Genomic DNA, 16,515 nt, shown 5'->3' on the forward strand with positions numbered 1-16,515 from the left:
ATGCGGCGGGCACTGGCCGACAGCACCTTCCTGCGCGTCTATGTGCTGCTGGCACTGGCCCTGCTGCTGACCTTCGGCCTGGCCATGCTGGGCCTGGCCATGGTCGACCAGGTGCGTCGCGAGCACCATCGCGAGCGGCTCGCCGATGTGCCCATGCGCCTGCTGGTGGAGAAGCTCTCGGAGCAGCCCCGGGAGGAGCGCGAGGCGTGGCTGAACCAGCGTGCCGAGCGCCTCGACATGACCCCGACCCTCTATCCCGTCGACTCCCTGATGCTCAATTACTTCGACCGTACCCGGCTGGAGAGCGGCCGGGTGCTGGTCGCCTCCCGGGGCGAGCACGGCTGGCGCCTGCAGCGGTTGCTGCCCGGCGGTGACTGGCTGCTGGAGGTCGACCTGGCGGGCCTGAGCGAGCAGCAGCTGCGCGGGCTCACCGAGTTGCTCGGCGAGTGGCTGGGCGAGGTGCGGGGGGCCGAGCGGCAGCGCCGGCTGGCGCTGGTCACGGGAGGCGGCATCCCGGTGACCCTGACCGACAGGGCGCCGGAAGGACTGGATGCCCGCCAGCTTTCGCGCCTGGCCGAGGGCGAGGTGGTGATTCGCCTGTTGCCGGGGCGCTGGTCCATGTCGATGTACCTGGAGCTGCCCGACCCGGACGAGGAGGCCCGCTGGCTCGCCATCGGGCCGGTACAGGCCTTCGAGCCGATGCCGGCCTCCCTGCAACTGCTGCTGCTGGTGATCCTGCTCGGCGTGCTGGCGGCGATCATCTACCTGATCGTGCGGGGGGTGGAGGCGCGCATGGCCAGGCTGGAACTGGCCGCCACGCGTATCGCCGGCGGGCAGCTCGACACCCGGGTGAAGGTGGAGAGCGGCGACTTCCTGGGGCGGCTGGGCATGGCCTTCAACGGCATGGCCACCCAGGTGCAGTCGCTGCTGCGTGCCCAGCAGGACATGATCCGGGCGGTGTCCCACGAGCTGCGCACCCCGGTGGCGCGGATCCGCTTCGCGGTGCAGATGGTCGACGACATGACCGATGACCCGGCGATCCGCCGTCAGCTGCAGGGTATCGACGGCGACATCGAGGAGCTCGACGGTCTGATCGACGAGATCCTCACCTATGCCCGACTGGGCAGCGAGTCGGCCAACGGCATGGAGCTGGACACCTCGCTGGTCGATTGCCGGGCCATGGCCGAGCGGGTGATCGACAGCCTGAGCCCGCTGCATGGCCACCTGCAGATCGCGCTGGAGGAGGGGCCGGAAGTGGAGATCCGCGCCGAGCCCCGCTATCTCCAGCGGGCGCTGCAGAACCTGGTCGCCAATGCCTGCCGGCATGCCCGCAGCCGGGTGCTGATTCGCCTGCACTCCGAGCCGCGCCTGGTGCGTATGGACGTGGAGGACGACGGCCCCGGCGTGCCCGTTTCGGAGCGACTGGAGGTCTTCAAGCCCTTCGCCCGCCTCGACGACAGCCGTACCCGCAGCTCCGGGGGGTATGGGCTGGGACTCTCCATCGTGCAGAAGGTCATGACCTGGCACGGGGGCAGCGTCGCCGTCGACGACAGCCCCGAGCTGGGAGGCGCACGCTTCACCCTGCTGCTGCCACGCCGGGCCGTCACGCCGGCTTGATGCCCTCGAGCACCGCGAAGGAGGTCTCCCGGGCGGTGCGCAGGAAGTCCTCCATCCAGGGCGCCTCGCGGGTCTCCTCGCGGATCGCCGCGAACAGTGTGCTCCACATGCCCTTCTCGCCGAGCGCCACGGCGCTCACGTAGCTGCGCTCCAGGTACTCGGTCAATGCCCAGTTGGGCAGGGCGCAGACCCCGCGGCCGCTGGCCACCAGCTGCATCATCATGATCGTCAGCTCGGCGGTGCGTACCTCCCTGGGGCGCACCCCGGCGGGGTCGAGGAACTGGGTGAAGATATCCAGCCGCGAATGCTCCACCGGGTAGGTGATCAGGGTCTCCTCGGCCAGGTCCTCGGGCAGCACGAAGGGCCGGCCCGCCAGGCGGTGCTGGCGAGCCACCGCCAGCAGCCCCTCGTAGCGGAACAGCGGTTCGTAGTGGACGCCGGGCAGCGGCTGGGGATCGGCGGTGATCACCAGGTCGAGCTGCTCCCTGGCCAGGGCCGGCAGCGGATCGAAGTGGTGGCCGCCGGGGATGTCGATCTCCACCTCCGGCCAGTGGTCGCGGAAATGGTCGATGGTGGGCATCAGCCACTGGAAGCAGCTGTGGCACTCGATGGCCATGTGCAGCCGTCCCTGCTCGTTGCCGGCGAGGCGGGCCAGGTCGCGCTCGGCCATGCGCACCTGGGGCAGCACCTGCTCGGCCAGGGCGAGCAGGCGCTGGCCGGCCCGGGTGAACTCCACCGGTCGGGTCTTGCGCACGAACAGCGGGCTGCCCAGCCGCTCCTCGAGATCCTTGATCTGGTGCGACAGCGCCGACTGGGTCAGGTGCACGCGCTCGGCGGCCTCGACCAGGGAGCCGGCGTCACGCAGGGCGATCAGGGTGCGCAGGTGGCGGAATTCGAGCATTTGTGTGAGCTTTTTTCACTTTAAAGATTAGCAAGTTTAGTTTGATTCACCATTCAGGGCCAGCGAGACTTTGTCGCATCATTCATGAAGAAAGGATTGCATCATGACTCTGGCTCATATTTCCGGCTATCCGCGCATCGGGGCCGACCGCGAACTGAAGCGGGCCACCGAGGCCTACTGGAAGGAGGAGATCGACCTCGAGGCCCTGGAGGCCACCGGCCGGGCGTTGCGCCAGCGCCACTGGGCGGCCCAGCGCGAAGCAGGACTCGACCTGGTGACAGTGGGCGATTTCGCCTTCTACGACCAGGTGCTCGATGTCTCGGTGCTGCTCGGTGCGGTGCCGGAACGCTTCGCCGCCGACGACGAGGTGGCCCGCGGCGAGGTGACGCTCGACACCGCCTTCCGCATGGCCCGGGGGCGCGCACCGACCGGGACACCGGCAGCGGCCTGCGAGATGACCAAGTACTTCGATACCAACTACCACTACCTGGTGCCCGAGCTGCACGCCGGCCAGGCCTTCCGCCTGGCAAGCTCGCGGCTGTTCGACCAGGTGGCGGAGGCCCGGGCCGACGGTCACCCGGTGAAGGTCACCCTGCTGGGGCCGCTGACCTGGCTGTGGCTGGGCAAGGCCCGGGACGAGGGGCTCGATCGCCTGAGCCTGCTGGACGCGGTGCTGACGGTCTACGGCGAGATCCTCGCGCGGCTGGCCGAGCAGGGCGTGGAGTGGGTGCAGCTCGACGAGCCGGCCCTGGTGCAGGATCTCCCCCGCGACTGGCAGCAGGCCTATGAGGCCGCCTACAGCGTGCTGGGTCGCGCGCCGGTCAAGCTGCTGCTGGCCACCTGCTTCGGCGGCCTGGGCGACAACCTCGACCTGGCGGTCAAGCTGCCGGTGGAAGGACTGCACATCGACGCGGTGCGCGCCCCGGAGCAGCTCGACACCGTGCTCGATCGCCTGCCCGCCTACAAGGTGCTGTCGGTGGGTGCCATCGATGGCCGCAACATCTGGCGGGCCGACCTGGCGCTGCTGCACGAGCGTCTCGCGGCGGCCCGCATGCGCCTGGGCAAGCGGCTGTGGCTGGCGCCGTCGTGCTCGCTGCTGCACGTGCCGGTGGACCTCGCCGCCGAAACCGAGCTCGATGCCGAACTCCGGAGCTGGCTGGCCTTCGCCCGCCAGAAGCTCGACGAGGTGGTGACCCTCGCCCGGCTGCTCGACGGCCGCGCCACGGCCCAGGACCGGGAGCGCGTCGAGGCCGCCACCCTGGCGTTGCAGGCCCGCCGGGACTCGCAGCGCATCCATCGACCGGCGGTGGTCGAGCGCCTGGCCCGGGTGAGGGCGTCCGACGCCGAACGCGGCGGTGCCTATCCGGCGCGGGCAGCCAGCCAGCGGCGGGGGCTGGAGCTGCCGCTGTTCCCCACCACCACCATCGGCTCCTTCCCCCAGACGGCGGAGATCCGGGCGGCCAGGCGCGCCTTCAAGGCCGGCGAGCTGGGGCCCGAGGCCTACGAGGCGCGCATGCGCGAGGAGATCGCCGACGCCGTGGCGCGCCAGGAGGCGCTGGGGCTCGACATGCTGGTGCACGGCGAGGCCGAGCGCAACGACATGGTCGAGTACTTCGGCGAGCAGCTCGAGGGCTACGCCTTCACCCGCTATGGCTGGGTGCAGAGCTACGGGTCGCGCTGCGTCAAGCCGCCGGTGATCTTCGGCGACGTCAGTCGCCCCGGCCCGATGACGGTGCGCTGGAGCCAGTACGCGCAGTCGCTCACCGACAAGCCCATGAAGGGCATGCTGACGGGCCCGGTGACCATGCTGCAGTGGTCCTTCGTGCGCGACGACCAGCCCCGCGAGACCACCTGTCGCCAGATCGCCCTGGCCCTGCGCGACGAGGTGCGGGACCTGGAGGCGGCCGGCATCCGGGCCATCCAGATCGACGAGCCGGCGCTCCGCGAGGGACTGCCGCTGCGCCAGGGCGAATGGCAGGCGTATCTCGACTGGGCCGTGGAGTGCTTCCGGCTGTCGGCGGCCGGGGTCAGGGACGAGACCCAGATCCATACCCACATGTGCTATTCGGAGTTCAACGACATCATCGCCTCGATCGCCGCGCTGGACGCCGACGTCATCACCATCGAGACCTCGCGCTCCGACATGGAGCTGCTCGATGCCTTCCGCGAGTTCTCCTATCCCAACGAGATCGGTCCGGGGGTCTACGACATCCATTCGCCGAACATCCCCGAGGTGGACTGGATGGTACGGCTGATGGAGAAGGCGGCCGAGCGCATTCCGCTGGAGCGGCTCTGGGTCAACCCGGACTGCGGCCTCAAGACCCGCGGCTGGGCCGAGGTGGAGCCGGCGCTGGCCAACATGGTGGAGGCCGCGCGGGTGCTGCGCCAGCGCCATGGCTGACAGGGGGCGGCTGGCAGCGTTGAGCCAGCGGTAGCAGCCGGGCGCCACGGCGGCTGGTATGCTCGGCAGGTCAAGGAATCCCCACCCTCGCAAGGAGATGCCATGTCCCGCCTTCTCGCTCCCGCCGCCCTCGGGCTGACCCTGCTGCTGGGTGGCTGTGCCACCGCCACGCCGCCGGCACCGATCACCTCGGGAGCCCAGGCGCCGCTGCTCCCCTCGGTGCTCTTCCCCGGGGGCGCCGACAGCTTCACCGCCTGGCGCTGCAGCCCCGACCAGGCGCTGGTCACGGCCGCGCCGGAGGGCGAGCTGCGGCTCTGGTCGGCCCATGGCGCCTGGCGGCTGGAGCCCGCCGTGGTGGCCAGTGGCGCTCGCTACGAGGGTGGCCGGGTCAGCTTCTGGAACAAGGGCGACGGCGCCATCGTGGAGACGTCCCGGGGACGGCTGGAGTGCCGGGCCCACATGCGGCGCCAGGCGCTGACCCGCCAGCAGCGGCCGGGGGTGATGTTCCTGGGGCGCGGCAACGAGCCGGGCTGGACGGCGAGTCTCGCCCACGACCGGCCCGAGGCGACCCTGACCCTGGACTACGGTACCCGCCAGCAGACCCTGCCCTATCGGGTCACCGCCCTGGACAACGAGGCGGGCCGAGTGGTCCTGGCCAGCGGCCGGGGTGACACCCCCTTCGAGCTGCGCATCGAGGCCGGCGCCTGCCTGGACGACATGAGCGGCGAGCCCTTCCCGGCACGGGTGACCCTGAGCGTGGACGGGGAGCAGTATCGGGGCTGCGGCCAGGGCATCGCCCCCTGAAGCACCATGGGCGCTGCTGCGCTCCACAGCTCTCGCGCGGGCGGTGCCGGTGCGCCGGCCCGGTCGTATCCTCATTGAGCACACAGTCAACTCCGGAAACTGCGCTCCGGCCGCACGCGACCCGTGTTCGCTCGCGACGCGCCAATGGGCTTCAGGCTCGCTTAGTCGTGCTTTCGTTTTTATCGAACGGCGGGTGCGGATTTTTGCGCTTTTTATGGCAAAAAATGCATCTATCATGGCGATCATTATCCTGTTAACGACACAAGGAGATCGCCATGACCACCCGTACCCTCGTGATTACCGCTTCCATCCTCGCCGAGAACGGCCAGTCCAGGGGGCTGGCCGAGCATTTCATCGCCCAGGCCCGCACCCGCGACGGCCTCGAGGTGACACATCGCGACCTGGTGGCCGAGGAGCTGCCGCACCTGGGGCTGGCCGAGCTGGGCAGCTGGCAGGTGGCCGACGAGGAGCGCACCGCCGACCAGCGTGAGCTGGCCGCCCGCTCCGATGCGCTGATCGCTGAGCTGCGCGCCCATGACGTGGTGGTGCTGGCGGTGCCGATGTACAACTTCGGCATTCCCAGCCAGCTGAAGGCCTGGTTCGACCGGGTGATGCGCGCCGGGGTGACCTTCCGCTACACCGAGAACGGCCCCCTGGGGCTGGTCGAGGGCAAGCGGGCGGTGATCCTGGCGGCCCGCGGCGGCCAGTACGCCGGCACCGAGATGGACACCCAGACCCCGCACCTCAAGGCGATGCTGGGCATGATCGGCATCAAGGAGGTGGATACCGTCTTCGCCGAGGGGCTCGCAATGGGCGGGGGCAAGCGTGACGCGGCGCTCAAGGAGGCCCGTCAGGCCATCGACGGCCTGGTGGAGCGCCTGTAAGACGCCGGGCATCAGCGCGGTAGCCCACTCGACCCGACGCAGCGGGGCGGCCATCCGGCCGCCCCGCTGCATGTGTGGCGCCTGCTCGCCTCAGCAGGTTTCCGGGGTGTCCAGTGCCCAGCCGGCGGCGACGAAGTCGCTGGTACAGAGCGTCGGCTCCGGGGCCAGGATGCGCCCGGCCAGGCGCGAGAGCGCCTCGCGGTTGCCCCGGGAGGGGGCTTCGAGCTGCTCGGAGGTCGCCACCGGCGTCCAGCCATCACCGTCGCGGGTGGCCAGGGTGAAGGCGAAGGGGTGAAAGCCCGGGAATCCCAGGCGCAGGTCGGTGGCCACCAGCGTCTCCAGGCCGTCGATCTCGCGTACCTCGTAGCGCAGGAAGGGCCCGGCGAACCAGTCGAGCCGGGCGCCTCGCTCGCTCGCCAGCGCCGCTTCCTCCAGCTCGGCACCGCGGCGATAGGACTCCACCAGGGGCGGGGTGTCGCCGTCCAGCACGCCCATCAGCAGCTCGTGGTGCTCGTCGCCATCCACCACCGTGACGCGCCACAGCAGGGTGTTGAAGGGGGTCGGCTGCACCAGCCGCGGGGCTTCCTGCAGCCCCCGTTCGGCCAGCACCGGCTCGAGGCGCTGTTCCACCAGCAGCTTGGCGCCCAGGGCGAACACCAGGTAGGCGCTGGCGAGCGCCAGGCCCCAGGCGGGACCGCGCCGGCCGTTGCCGGTGACCAGGGCCATGCCGATGCCGACCAGCAGCGGCAGGGTGTACAGGGGGTCGATGATGAAGACGATCGGCCAGGCCGCGGGGCGCACGTCCATGGGCCACCAGAGCTGGGTGCCGTAGGTGGTTAGGGCGTCCAGCAGCGGGTGGGTGAGCAGGCAGAGGCCGAAGAAGACCGCCCAGCGGCCCGGGGAGATGTCACGGGCCGGGGCGAAGCGTCTCGACAGCAGCGTCAGCGCCGTGGCCAGCCCCGCCAGCACGAACAGCGAGTGGGAGAAGCCGCGGTGCTCGGTGATGTTGGCCACGGCGTCGCCGTAGTCGATGACCACGTCCAGGTCGGGCAGGGTGCCGAGCACGGCACCGATCAGCACCGCCTTGCGGCCCAGCCGGCGGCCCAGCACGGCACCGCCCACGGCGGCGCCCAGGGCGGCCTGGGTAAGCGAATCCATCGGGAGGCGATCCTCGCAGAGAGTGCCCGGTTATGATGCCACGGGCGGGGGCCGGGTTCCCTTTTGCCGTTGAGGCCCTTGGCCCGGAGCTGATCCGGCGACAGGCCTGCGAGGGGGCGCTGTGAATACGTCCCTGTACGCTACCGATGCCCTGCTGCGCTCTCGCGTCCCGCTCCGCTTGCAGGTCCGGTGCAGGCCATCCATGGCCAACCCGTTCGGAGGAATCCTCCTCACCCCTGGCATAGGACCCCCTCTTCGGCCTGCCCCCGGCGCTCCTCGCTCAGTGGCTCATCGCTCTACCCAGCGTGGCCCGGCGGCGAGTATGCGCGCCTGCACCGGGCAGTCGTCGCGGTGGGCGCCGGGCAGGTAGCCGGTGCTCATCAGGAACTCGCCGGTGATCTCCGGCCCGGTGAAGCGGAAGGTGCGCCTGAAGAGCCTGACCCAGTCGGCATGGGGCAGGGGATGGTGGCGGTCGAGCCAGGCCCGCAGGCTGCCGTGCTCGGCCTGAAGGGCACGGATCACGCCGGCGTTGTGGATCACCGCGTCGACCTTGAGGCGGTTGCGGACGATCCCGGCGTCCCCGAGCAGCCGGGCCCGCTCGGCCTCGCCGTAGTCGGCGACCCGGCCGATGGCGAAGCCGTCGAAGGCACGGTGGAAGGCATCGCGCTTCTTCAGCACCGTCAGCCAGGAGAGCCCGGCCTGGTTGATCTCCAGGGCCAGGCGCTCGAACAGGGCGACATCGTCGGCCACCGGGAAGCCATATTCGTGGTCATGGTAGGGGCCGTGAAACGGATGGCCCGGGGCCAGGTCACAGTAATGGCTCATGCTGGGACTCCCTGTCGCGAGTTGACGTGATCCAGGCCCTTGGCAAGGGCGCCGTCGAGGCCGACAATCGTGCCATTACCCTACACCGCGGAGTGACTGCGATGAAGCGAACGATTCGCCCCCTGATCACCGGCGCCCTGCTGGCGCTGCTGGCCGCCCCTGCCTGGGCCGAGGGGCCCGTGGTCGAGGTCTACCAGGACCCCAACTGCGGCTGTTGCGGGGCCTGGGCCGACCACCTGGAGGCCGAGGGCTTCACGGTGGAGCGCCACAAGACCCGCGAGATGCGCGCCATCAAGATCGAGCAGGGGCTGACCCCCGAGCTCGCCTCCTGCCACACCGCCATGGTCGATGGCTATGTGATCGAGGGCCATGTGCCGGCGGTGGACATCCAGCGCCTGCTGGAGGAGCGCCCGGACGTGGCGGGGCTTTCGGTACCGGGGATGCCCCACGGCTCGCCGGGCATGGAGACAGGTCGCCACGACGACTACCGGGTGCTGGGCTGGCACCGCGATGATCGCACGCCGGAGATCTTCAGCGAGTACACTCACTGAGCCAGACCGCCGTCAGCGGCACCGCAAAGGCCTGTCGCCCGTAAAGCCCCGTTCCCCGGGATGGTTTCGTTGCAAACGACAAGGAGTTGGATATGCAGTACCTGCACACCATGGTGCGCGTCAGCGACCTCGATGCCTCGCTGCGCTTCTACTGCGACCTGCTGGGCCTGAAGGAGGTGCGCCGCAAGGAGAACGACAAGGGGCGCTTCACCCTGGTCTTCCTGGCCGCCCCCGAGGACGAGGCACGCTCCGCCGAGCTCAAGGCCCCGGAGCTGGAGCTCACCTGGAACTGGGACCCGGAGGAGTACGGCGGCGGCCGCAACTTCGGCCATCTGGCCTACCGGGTCGACGATATCTATGCGCTCTGCCAGCACCTGCAGGACAACGGGGTGACCATCAACCGCCCGCCCCGCGACGGCCACATGGCCTTCGTCAGGAGCCCCGACGGCATTTCCGTGGAGCTGCTGCAGAAGGGCGACGCCCTGCCGCCGAAGGAGCCCTGGGTGTCGATGGAGAATACCGGCACCTGGTAGAGGAAGTTGGGAGCGCTGGAAACAGCATGACGCGGGCGTGGGTGGAAAGGGCGCAAGTCAGTCGGGGCGCCAGGCCATCCGCCCGCTGCCCATCAGCATGATGGCCAGGGCACCGAACAGGAACAGGCCCTGCAGCTCCAGGGCCCAGCCGCCGTTGCTGGCGAAGGCGGTAAGCTCGTTCATGTGGACCAGGAAGATCGCCACCACCATGTTGGCTGCCATCAGCAGGCCGGCCAGGCGGGTCTGCCAGCCGATCAGTGCCATCAGCGGGGCCAGCACCTCGCCGACCAGTACCCCGTAGGCCAGGAAGCTCGGCAGGCCCTGGGCGGAGAGCGCATTGCCGATCCAGGTCAGGCTGCCGGGATTGAACAGCTTGGTCAGGCCGTGCGGCAGTAGCAGCCCGGCCACTGCCAGGCGCAGGATCAGCTTGCCGAGGGCGTCATTGTGAAGGGCGTGGAGCATGACGAGGTCCTTGTGGAGCGGGCGGCTGCGAGGGAGCATTGTCTGGCGGCGCCGCATGATGCAATCTTGGCGCCATGCGCCTCAAGGAAGATACCATGATGATCAATCGTTTAGCCAAGTCGCTGGCGCTGGTGCTGGGAGCCCTCGCCCTGGCCGCCTGCAGCAGCCCCCCCGCTCCCGATCCCGGCGGAGTGTCGGCCGGGCTGGAGGGGCCGGTCGTCGGGCCGCGCTGGAACCTGCTGCTGGTGGGGACCGACGAGCGTCTCTCGATGCCCGAGACGCCCTACTTCGTGGTCACCCCGGATGGCCGGGTGAGTGGCAGCGACGGCTGCAATCAGCTGAATGGCCGGGTGCGGCTGGACGAGGGCAATCGCATCGAGTTCCACGAACTGGCCACGACCCGCCGGGCCTGTCCCCGAGCAGAGGATGCGCAGCGAGTCACGGGCATGATGGAGAAGGCCTACCGCTACCTGATCGACCATGACCGGCTGGTGTTCTTCGGCCCGGACCAGCGGGTACTGGGGGGCTTCAGGAGAGCCGACTGACCCTGCCCCGGCAGCCGAGGAGCGCGGCCTGCCGGCTTCAGCGGCCGGTCAGGGTGCCGCGTACCCTGACGAGCCCCGCAGTGATGGCGCGGGATAGCCTTGGCCCCAGGGGGGTGAGCAGGATCCAGGGCGTGATCAACAGGTTGATGGCCAGGGCGGCGAAGTAGACGTCGCTGAACCAGTGGGCACCGCTGAGTATACGCGGCGCGCTGAGCACCATGGCCGCCAGGGCCCCCGCCAGGGCCACCCTGAGCCCGGCGAAGCGCCACATGAAGGCGGTGAAGAGCATCAGGTTCACGCCATGGTCGCCGGGAAAGCTCGAGCTGGAGCTGTCCTTGGTGGCGAAGTTCACCATCTCGGTGACCAGGTTGACCTCCTCGTACGCCACGGTGGGGCTCGGGTGGGTATAGGGCACCACCAGGCGCACTCCCTGGGCGATGAATACCGCCGCCAGCAGCATGGTGATGCCGGTGCCGCCCCAGCGCAGCAGGCAGTGCCGGGGCTCCGGGTCGCGGCCGATCGCCCACAGGTAGATGCCCAGCAGCACCAGCAGGCTGAAGACATCGAAGAGGCGATGGTTGGTGGCGGCCACGATGGTCACCCAGAGGGTGTTGGCGTCCTCCAGCCAGGCATTGGTGAGGAAGAAGACGGCATCATCGAGCTCGTCCCAGAAGGACAGCCCCGGATACACCCAGCTCAGGACCAGGAGCCCACCCAGCAGGTTGAAGAGCAGGATGTGGCCGGGGGAGAAGCCCGGCCTGGACGGCATCATCATCGTGTCATGTCCTCACAGCTCGGCGATCTTGTCGCGCTGTTCCACCAGCAGGCGGCGAGCCGCCTGGAAGTCGGCCAGCTTGGCGCGCTCCTTCTCGACCACGGCCTCGGGGGCCTTGGCGACGAAGCTCTCGTTGCCGAGCTTCTTCTCGATGCCGCCGATCAGCTTGTCCTGCTTGTCGATCTCCCTGCCCAGGCGGGCGAGCTCGGCGTCCTTGTCGATCAGGTCGGCCATGGGCACCAGCACCTCCATCTCGCCCACCAGCTGGGTGGCCGACAGCGGTGCCTGCGCGGGGTCGTCGAGCCAGGTGGCGCTGTCGAGCTTGGCCAGCTTGGCCAGGAACAGCCGGTTCGTTTCGAGGCGCTCGCGATCCGCCGGGCTGCCCTTGGTCAGCAGCATGTCCAGCGGCTTGCCCGGGGCGATGTTCATCTCCGCGCGGATATTGCGCACCGCCACGATCACCCCCTTGAGCCACTCGATGTCGCGGGTGGCCTGCTCGTCGACCTTGCCCGCCTCGGGCATCGGCCAGGCCTGGGCCATGATCGAGTCGCCCTCGCCCTGGAAGGTCCCGGCCAGAGGCGCCACGCGCTGCCAGATCTCCTCGCTGATGAAGGGCATCATCGGGTGGGCCAGGCGCAGGATCGCCTCGAGGACCCGCACCAGGGTGCGACGGGTGCCGCGCTTGGCCTCGAGGCTGGCGCCGTCGTCCCACAGCACCGGCTTGGAGAGCTCCAGGTACCAGTCGCAGTACTCGTTCCAGACGAAGTCGTAGAGCGCCTGGGAGGCGTGGTCGAAGCGGAACTCCTCCATCGCCCGGGTGACCTGGGCCTCGGTCTGCTGCAGGCGCGAGATGATCCAGCGATCGGCCAGCGACAGCTCGACCGGTTCACCCCCCAGGCCGGTATCCTCCCCCTCGGCGTTCATCAGCACGTAGCGCGAGGCGTTCCACAGCTTGTTGCAGAAGTTGCGGTAGCCGTCCAGGCGGCCCATGTCGAACTTGATGTCGCGCCCGGTGGTGGCCTGGGAGAGGAAGGTGAAGCGCAGCGCGTCGGTGCCGTGGGGCTCGATGCCCTCGGGGAACTCGTTGCGAGTGGCCTTCTCGATGGCCCTGGCCTTCTGGGGCTGCATCAGGCTGCCGGTGCGCTTCTCGACCAGGGTATCGAGCCCGATCCCGTCGATCAGGTCGATGGGGTCGAGCACGTTGCCCTTGGACTTGGACATCTTCTGGCCCTGGCCGTCGCGTACCAGGCCGTGGACGTAGACCTGCCTGAAGGGCACCTCGCCGGTGAACTTGAGGGTCAGCATGATCATCCGGGCGACCCAGAAGAAGATGATGTCGAAGCCGGTGACCAGCACGCTGGAGGGGTGGAAGGTCGCCAGCTCAGGGGTCTTCTCCGGCCAGCCCAGGGTGCCGAAGGTCCACAGGCCCGAGCTGAACCAGGTGTCGAGCACGTCCTCGTCCTGGGTCAGGCGCGGCACGCCGAGCTTCTCCATGGTCCTGAGGGCGTCGGGCGTCATCTCGGTGGTGCTGCCCAGCAGCTGGTTGAAGCCGCGCAGGCGCATGGCGGTGTCGAAGTCGCCCTGCTCGTGCTCGATGAAGTGGGCGAGCTCGACCAGGTAGTCGCGGGTGGCCTCCACCTCGTTGCGGGCCACGAAGACGTTGCCGTCCGCGTCGTACCAGGCAGGGATGCGGTGGCCCCACCACAGCTGGCGGGAGATGCACCAGTCCTGCAGGTCGCGCATCCAGGCGAAGTACATGTTCTCGTAGTTCTTCGGCACGAACTGGATGTCGCCCTTCTCGACGGCCTCGATGGCCGGTCTGGCGAGGCTCTCCACGGCGACGAACCACTGGTCGGTGAGCAGCGGCTCGATGACGTCGCCACTGCGGTCGCCGTAGGGCAGGGTGTTGTTGACCGTCTCGACCTGCTCGAGCAGGCCAGCGGCCTCCATGTCGGCGACGATCCGCTTGCGCGCCTCGAAGCGGTCCAGGCCGGCGTAGGCCTCGGGCAGGCTCGGGTCGATATCGGGCAGCGGTCGGCCCTGGATGTCGAAGGCCTCGGCCCGGGCGAGGATCGCGGCGTCCTGGGTGAAGACGTTGATCAGCGGCAGGTCCTGGCGGCGGCCCACCTCGTAGTCGTTGAAGTCGTGCGCCGGGGTGATCTTCACGCAGCCGGAGCCCTTCTCCATGTCGGCATGCTCATCGGCCACCACCGGGATCCGACGCCCCACCAGGGGGAGCTCGACGAACTTGCCGACCAGGGAGGCGTAGCGGGAGTCTTCCGGGTTGACCGCCACGCCGGTATCGCCGAGCAGGGTCTCCGGGCGGGTGGTGGCGACCACCAGGTAGTCCTTGCCGTCGTCGGTGGTGACGCCGTCGGCCAGCGGATAGCGGAAGTGCCAGAACTGGCCCTGCTGGTCGCGGTTCTCCACCTCCAGGTCCGAGATGGCGGTATGCAGGGTCGGGTCCCAGTTGACCAGCCGCTTGCCGCGGTAGATCAGGTCTTCCTTGTAGAGGCGCACGAAGACTTCCTGGACCGCCTTGTAGAAGCCGTCGTCCATGGTGAAGCGCTCGCGGCTCCAGTCGACGCTGGCGCCCATGCGACGCAGCTGGCGGGTGATATGACCGCCGGACTCGTGCTTCCACTCCCACACCTTGTCGATGAAGGCGTCACGGCCCAGGTCGTGGCGGCTCTTGCCCTCCTCCGCGGCGACCTTGCGCTCCACCAGCATCTGGGTGGCGATGCCGGCATGGTCGGTGCCCACCTGCCAGAGGGTGTTGTGCCCCTGCATGCGCCGCCAGCGGATCAGGGTATCCATGATGGTGTCCTGGAACGCATGGCCCATGTGCAGGCTGCCGGTGACGTTGGGCGGCGGGATCATGATGGAGTAGGGCTCGCCCTGGCCTGAGGGGGCGAAGCGGCCATCGGCCTCCCAGCGCTCGTACCAGCGGGATTCGATCTGCTCGGGTTGGTAGGTCTTGTCCATGGGGCGTTCCAGGTCGAAAAGGGTTTGGCGCCGACGGGCAGGCGATGCCGCCACCACGTCACCGGAGGGGCGCGGGAAAAATGGGCCCGATTATAGCGCGATGAGGCACTTGGCGTCAGCCGGCCCGGTGGGGAAGCGAAGAGCGGCACGATTGGAACTGCAGAGGGGCCATGCCGCCGACATAGGCAGCGAAAATACCGCAAACGCCGAGCAATGCGGGCGGCCCGGAGGCGCTAACGTTGCTAGCCCTGCCCGCGCAGCTGATGCGCCTTGACCGGATAGCCGCGCTTCCTGTAGGTCTGCCAGCACTCGCGCTTGGCGGTGAGCACATCCTGATGCTGGTTGATGATCTCGGCGACCCGCTCGAAGCGCGAGAACCACTCGGGGATGCCCGGCGAGAGATTGAGCAGCGCCTGCACGACGAGGTCGGGGGAGGGCGGGGCCTCCCAGCCGAGGGTCACCGGCACGCTGTCGGCCAGCTCGCTGCCGATCAGCGCATGGGGCAGGTAGGCGTCGGGGCGGAAGGTCCACAGGCGGTCGTCGAGCTCCCGGGCCATGGCCTCGTCCTCGGCGTGCAGGTGCAGCCGATAGCCCTTGCGCTGGATCGTCTCGGCCAGCCGGCAGGCGAAGTCGAGGCGCGCCTCCAGGGTGGTATCGGGGAGGACGTAGAAATCGATCTGGGTCATGAGACTCTGTCCAAGACGGACTGCGCTCCTGCGGGTGGGGATGGCGCGAGGGGCTCTGTGGGAGCTGGGCTCCGCCCGGCGAATGGAGGCCGAAGGGCTCCCGGGTGGCAGGAGCCGGCTCCGGCAGCACCGCCGGGGTGCCTGCGGCACCTTCGCCCAGCAGAGCTGGGCTCCCACAGTTGCCAATGGTGCCACTCACTGGCCGCGGTGGGAGCCCGGTTTACCGGCGAAGCGGTTACACCAGCCGCGTCAGCCAGCCGTGGCTATCCTCGCCGCGGCCATACTGGATGTCGAGCAGCCTGGTGCGCAGGCGCTTGGCGATCGGGTTGTCGCTGCCGGCGGAGAGGCGGACGCGGTCGTCCTCGGTGACCAGTTCGCCCACCGGGGTGATCACCGCGGCGGTGCCGCAGGCGAAGATCTCGGTGATCTCGCCGGAGCCGGCGCCCTCGCGCCACTCGTCGATGCTGATGGGGCGCTCCTCGGGGGTCAGGCCCTCCTCGCGGGCCAGGGTCAGCACCGAGTCGCGAGTCACCCCCTCGAGGATGGTGTCGGTGAGGCGGGGGGTGACCAGTCGGCCATCCTTGAAGACGAAGAACAGGTTCATGCCGCCCAGCTCCTCGATCCAGGTGTTCTCGCGCGCATCGAGGAAGGCCACCTGGCCGCAGCCATGGCCCTCGGCCTCCTTCTGTGCCGCTAGCGAGGCCGCGTAGTTGCCGCCGCACTTGGCGTAGCCGGTGCCGCCCGGCGCGGCGCGCTTGTAGTGGGAGGAGAGCCAGATCGACACCGGCTCCACGCCACCCTTGAAGTAGGCCGCGGCCGGCGAGGCGATGACGTAGTAGTCCACCTCGTGGGCGGGGCGGACGCCGAGGAAGGTCTCGCTGGCGATCATGAAGGGGCGCAGGTAGAGGCTCGACTCGTCGGCGTCGCTCGACGGGGTCGGCACCCAGGCGTGGTCCTGGGCCAGCAGCGCCGCGAGGGAGCCGATGAAGTCATCGTCGGAGAGTTCGGGCAGCGCCAGGCGGCGCGCCGAGCGACGGAAACGCTCGGCGTTCTTTTCCGGACGGAAGGTCCAGATGGAGCCATCGGCGTGCCGATAGGCCTTGATGCCCTCGAAGATCTCCTGGCCGTAGTGCAGCACGGCGGCGGCCGGGTCCAGGGTCAGCGGACCGTAGGGACGCACCTCGTGGCCGTGCCAGCCGGCGTCCAGGGTCCAGCGGACGTGGGCCATGTGGTCGGTGAAGTGACGGCCGAAGCCGGGATTGGCGAGGATGTCCTCACGGATGCTGTCGGCCGTGGGGTTGGCGTTGGGCAGTAAGGCAAAGCTGGCAGTCGACACGGCTAGGGGTCTCCGCTACGCCCGGGGCGTGCCGGCCCCGGGGTGATACAGG

At 69.2% G+C, this 16,515-nt stretch carries 15 protein-coding genes; 7 read left to right on the forward strand and 8 right to left on the reverse strand.

What is annotated here, in order from left to right; genetic code table 11:
• Complete coding sequence (locus tag ACOMD9_RS15360; protein ID WP_421416582.1) at positions 1-1,617, forward strand: ATP-binding protein; 1,617 nt, start codon at positions 1-3, stop codon at positions 1,615-1,617.
• On the opposite strand, the gene ACOMD9_RS15365 is transcribed toward ACOMD9_RS15360, so the two are convergent.
• Entirely contained in the window at positions 1,604-2,518 is a 915-nt protein-coding gene (locus tag ACOMD9_RS15365; RefSeq protein WP_421416585.1) for a LysR family transcriptional regulator, read from the reverse strand. The genes ACOMD9_RS15360 and ACOMD9_RS15365 overlap by 14 nt on opposite strands.
• A gap of 103 nt (positions 2,519-2,621) precedes the next feature.
• Here ACOMD9_RS15365 and metE point away from each other — a divergent pair, with 103 nt between their 5' ends.
• The 3 genes from metE (at position 2,622) to ACOMD9_RS15380 (ending at position 6,607) form a co-directional block, all read left to right on the forward strand.
• Positions 2,622-4,919, forward strand: a complete 2,298-nt coding sequence (metE, locus tag ACOMD9_RS15370; RefSeq protein ID WP_421416587.1) for a 5-methyltetrahydropteroyltriglutamate--homocysteine S-methyltransferase — start codon at positions 2,622-2,624, stop codon at positions 4,917-4,919.
• Between the two features lie 102 nt (positions 4,920-5,021).
• A complete protein-coding gene (locus ACOMD9_RS15375) occupies positions 5,022-5,723 on the forward strand; it encodes an MliC family protein (RefSeq protein ID WP_421416589.1) in 702 nt (233 codons plus the stop codon).
• Between the two features lie 275 nt (positions 5,724-5,998).
• Positions 5,999-6,607, forward strand: a complete 609-nt coding sequence (locus tag ACOMD9_RS15380; protein ID WP_421416591.1) for an FMN-dependent NADH-azoreductase — start codon at positions 5,999-6,001, stop codon at positions 6,605-6,607.
• Between the two features lie 90 nt (positions 6,608-6,697).
• On the opposite strand, the gene ACOMD9_RS15385 is transcribed toward ACOMD9_RS15380, so the two are convergent.
• Both ACOMD9_RS15385 and ACOMD9_RS15390 read right to left on the reverse strand, forming a co-directional pair.
• Complete coding sequence (locus ACOMD9_RS15385; RefSeq protein WP_421416594.1) at positions 6,698-7,765, reverse strand: metal-dependent hydrolase; 1,068 nt, start codon at positions 7,763-7,765, stop codon at positions 6,698-6,700.
• Positions 7,766-8,053: 288 nt separating this feature from the next.
• Positions 8,054-8,590, reverse strand: a complete 537-nt coding sequence (locus ACOMD9_RS15390; RefSeq protein WP_421416596.1) for a DNA-3-methyladenine glycosylase I — start codon at positions 8,588-8,590, stop codon at positions 8,054-8,056.
• 101 nt (positions 8,591-8,691) lie between these two features.
• Here ACOMD9_RS15390 and ACOMD9_RS15395 point away from each other — a divergent pair, with 101 nt between their 5' ends.
• Complete coding sequence (locus ACOMD9_RS15395) at positions 8,692-9,141, forward strand: DUF411 domain-containing protein (RefSeq protein ID WP_421416598.1); 450 nt, start codon at positions 8,692-8,694, stop codon at positions 9,139-9,141.
• Between the two features lie 92 nt (positions 9,142-9,233).
• Complete coding sequence (locus ACOMD9_RS15400) at positions 9,234-9,674, forward strand: VOC family protein (protein ID WP_421416600.1); 441 nt, start codon at positions 9,234-9,236, stop codon at positions 9,672-9,674.
• A 57-nt stretch (positions 9,675-9,731) separates the two neighbouring features.
• On the opposite strand, the gene ACOMD9_RS15405 is transcribed toward ACOMD9_RS15400, so the two are convergent.
• On the reverse strand, positions 9,732-10,136 hold the full coding sequence (locus ACOMD9_RS15405) for a DoxX family protein (RefSeq protein ID WP_421416601.1): 405 nt from the start codon (positions 10,134-10,136) through the stop codon (positions 9,732-9,734).
• A 98-nt stretch (positions 10,137-10,234) separates the two neighbouring features.
• Here ACOMD9_RS15405 and ACOMD9_RS15410 point away from each other — a divergent pair, with 98 nt between their 5' ends.
• The gene (locus ACOMD9_RS15410) at positions 10,235-10,681 is read left to right on the forward strand and encodes an META domain-containing protein (protein WP_421416702.1); all 447 of its coding nucleotides are present in this window, start codon (positions 10,235-10,237) and stop codon (positions 10,679-10,681) included.
• 37 nt (positions 10,682-10,718) lie between these two features.
• On the opposite strand, the gene ACOMD9_RS15415 is transcribed toward ACOMD9_RS15410, so the two are convergent.
• The 4 genes from ACOMD9_RS15415 to ACOMD9_RS15430 all read right to left on the reverse strand — a co-directional run bounded on the left by ACOMD9_RS15415 (position 10,719) and on the right by ACOMD9_RS15430 (position 16,463).
• Positions 10,719-11,456 carry a phosphatase PAP2 family protein gene (locus ACOMD9_RS15415; RefSeq protein ID WP_421416603.1) on the reverse strand — a complete coding sequence of 246 codons (738 nt, stop codon included), beginning with the start codon at positions 11,454-11,456 and terminating at the stop codon, positions 10,719-10,721.
• Between the two features lie 12 nt (positions 11,457-11,468).
• Positions 11,469-14,441 carry a valine--tRNA ligase gene (locus ACOMD9_RS15420; protein ID WP_421416605.1) on the reverse strand — a complete coding sequence of 991 codons (2,973 nt, stop codon included), beginning with the start codon at positions 14,439-14,441 and terminating at the stop codon, positions 11,469-11,471.
• A 242-nt stretch (positions 14,442-14,683) separates the two neighbouring features.
• The gene (locus tag ACOMD9_RS15425) at positions 14,684-15,127 is read right to left on the reverse strand and encodes a DNA polymerase III subunit chi (protein WP_421416607.1); all 444 of its coding nucleotides are present in this window, start codon (positions 15,125-15,127) and stop codon (positions 14,684-14,686) included.
• A 235-nt stretch (positions 15,128-15,362) separates the two neighbouring features.
• Entirely contained in the window at positions 15,363-16,463 is a 1,101-nt protein-coding gene (locus tag ACOMD9_RS15430) for a branched-chain amino acid aminotransferase (RefSeq protein ID WP_421416609.1), read from the reverse strand.
• Between the last annotated feature and the right edge of the window lie 52 nt (positions 16,464-16,515).

This window comes from Halomonas terrestris (assembly GCF_049166755.1).
Lineage (GTDB): Bacteria > Pseudomonadota > Gammaproteobacteria > Pseudomonadales > Halomonadaceae > Halomonas.

What these genes read in the sequence shown, in the direction of transcription:
- ACOMD9_RS15395 (WP_421416598.1), top strand. Translation starts at nt 8,692, where the DNA reads ATGAAGCGAACGATTCGCCCCCTGATCACCGGCGCCCTGCTGGCGCTG.
- ACOMD9_RS15420 (WP_421416605.1), bottom strand. Translation starts at nt 14,441, where the DNA reads ATGGACAAGACCTACCAACCCGAGCAGATCGAATCCCGCTGGTACGAG.
- metE (WP_421416587.1), top strand. Translation starts at nt 2,622, where the DNA reads ATGACTCTGGCTCATATTTCCGGCTATCCGCGCATCGGGGCCGACCGC.
- ACOMD9_RS15375 (WP_421416589.1), top strand. Translation starts at nt 5,022, where the DNA reads ATGTCCCGCCTTCTCGCTCCCGCCGCCCTCGGGCTGACCCTGCTGCTG.
- ACOMD9_RS15400 (WP_421416600.1), top strand. Translation starts at nt 9,234, where the DNA reads ATGCAGTACCTGCACACCATGGTGCGCGTCAGCGACCTCGATGCCTCG.
- ACOMD9_RS15365 (WP_421416585.1), bottom strand. Translation starts at nt 2,518, where the DNA reads ATGCTCGAATTCCGCCACCTGCGCACCCTGATCGCCCTGCGTGACGCC.
- ACOMD9_RS15410 (WP_421416702.1), top strand. Translation starts at nt 10,235, where the DNA reads ATGATCAATCGTTTAGCCAAGTCGCTGGCGCTGGTGCTGGGAGCCCTC.
- ACOMD9_RS15385 (WP_421416594.1), bottom strand. Translation starts at nt 7,765, where the DNA reads ATGGATTCGCTTACCCAGGCCGCCCTGGGCGCCGCCGTGGGCGGTGCC.
- ACOMD9_RS15360 (WP_421416582.1), top strand. Translation starts at nt 1, where the DNA reads ATGCGGCGGGCACTGGCCGACAGCACCTTCCTGCGCGTCTATGTGCTG.
- ACOMD9_RS15425 (WP_421416607.1), bottom strand. Translation starts at nt 15,127, where the DNA reads ATGACCCAGATCGATTTCTACGTCCTCCCCGATACCACCCTGGAGGCG.
- ACOMD9_RS15415 (WP_421416603.1), bottom strand. Translation starts at nt 11,456, where the DNA reads ATGATGATGCCGTCCAGGCCGGGCTTCTCCCCCGGCCACATCCTGCTC.
- ACOMD9_RS15405 (WP_421416601.1), bottom strand. Translation starts at nt 10,136, where the DNA reads ATGCTCCACGCCCTTCACAATGACGCCCTCGGCAAGCTGATCCTGCGC.
- ACOMD9_RS15380 (WP_421416591.1), top strand. Translation starts at nt 5,999, where the DNA reads ATGACCACCCGTACCCTCGTGATTACCGCTTCCATCCTCGCCGAGAAC.
- ACOMD9_RS15390 (WP_421416596.1), bottom strand. Translation starts at nt 8,590, where the DNA reads ATGAGCCATTACTGTGACCTGGCCCCGGGCCATCCGTTTCACGGCCCC.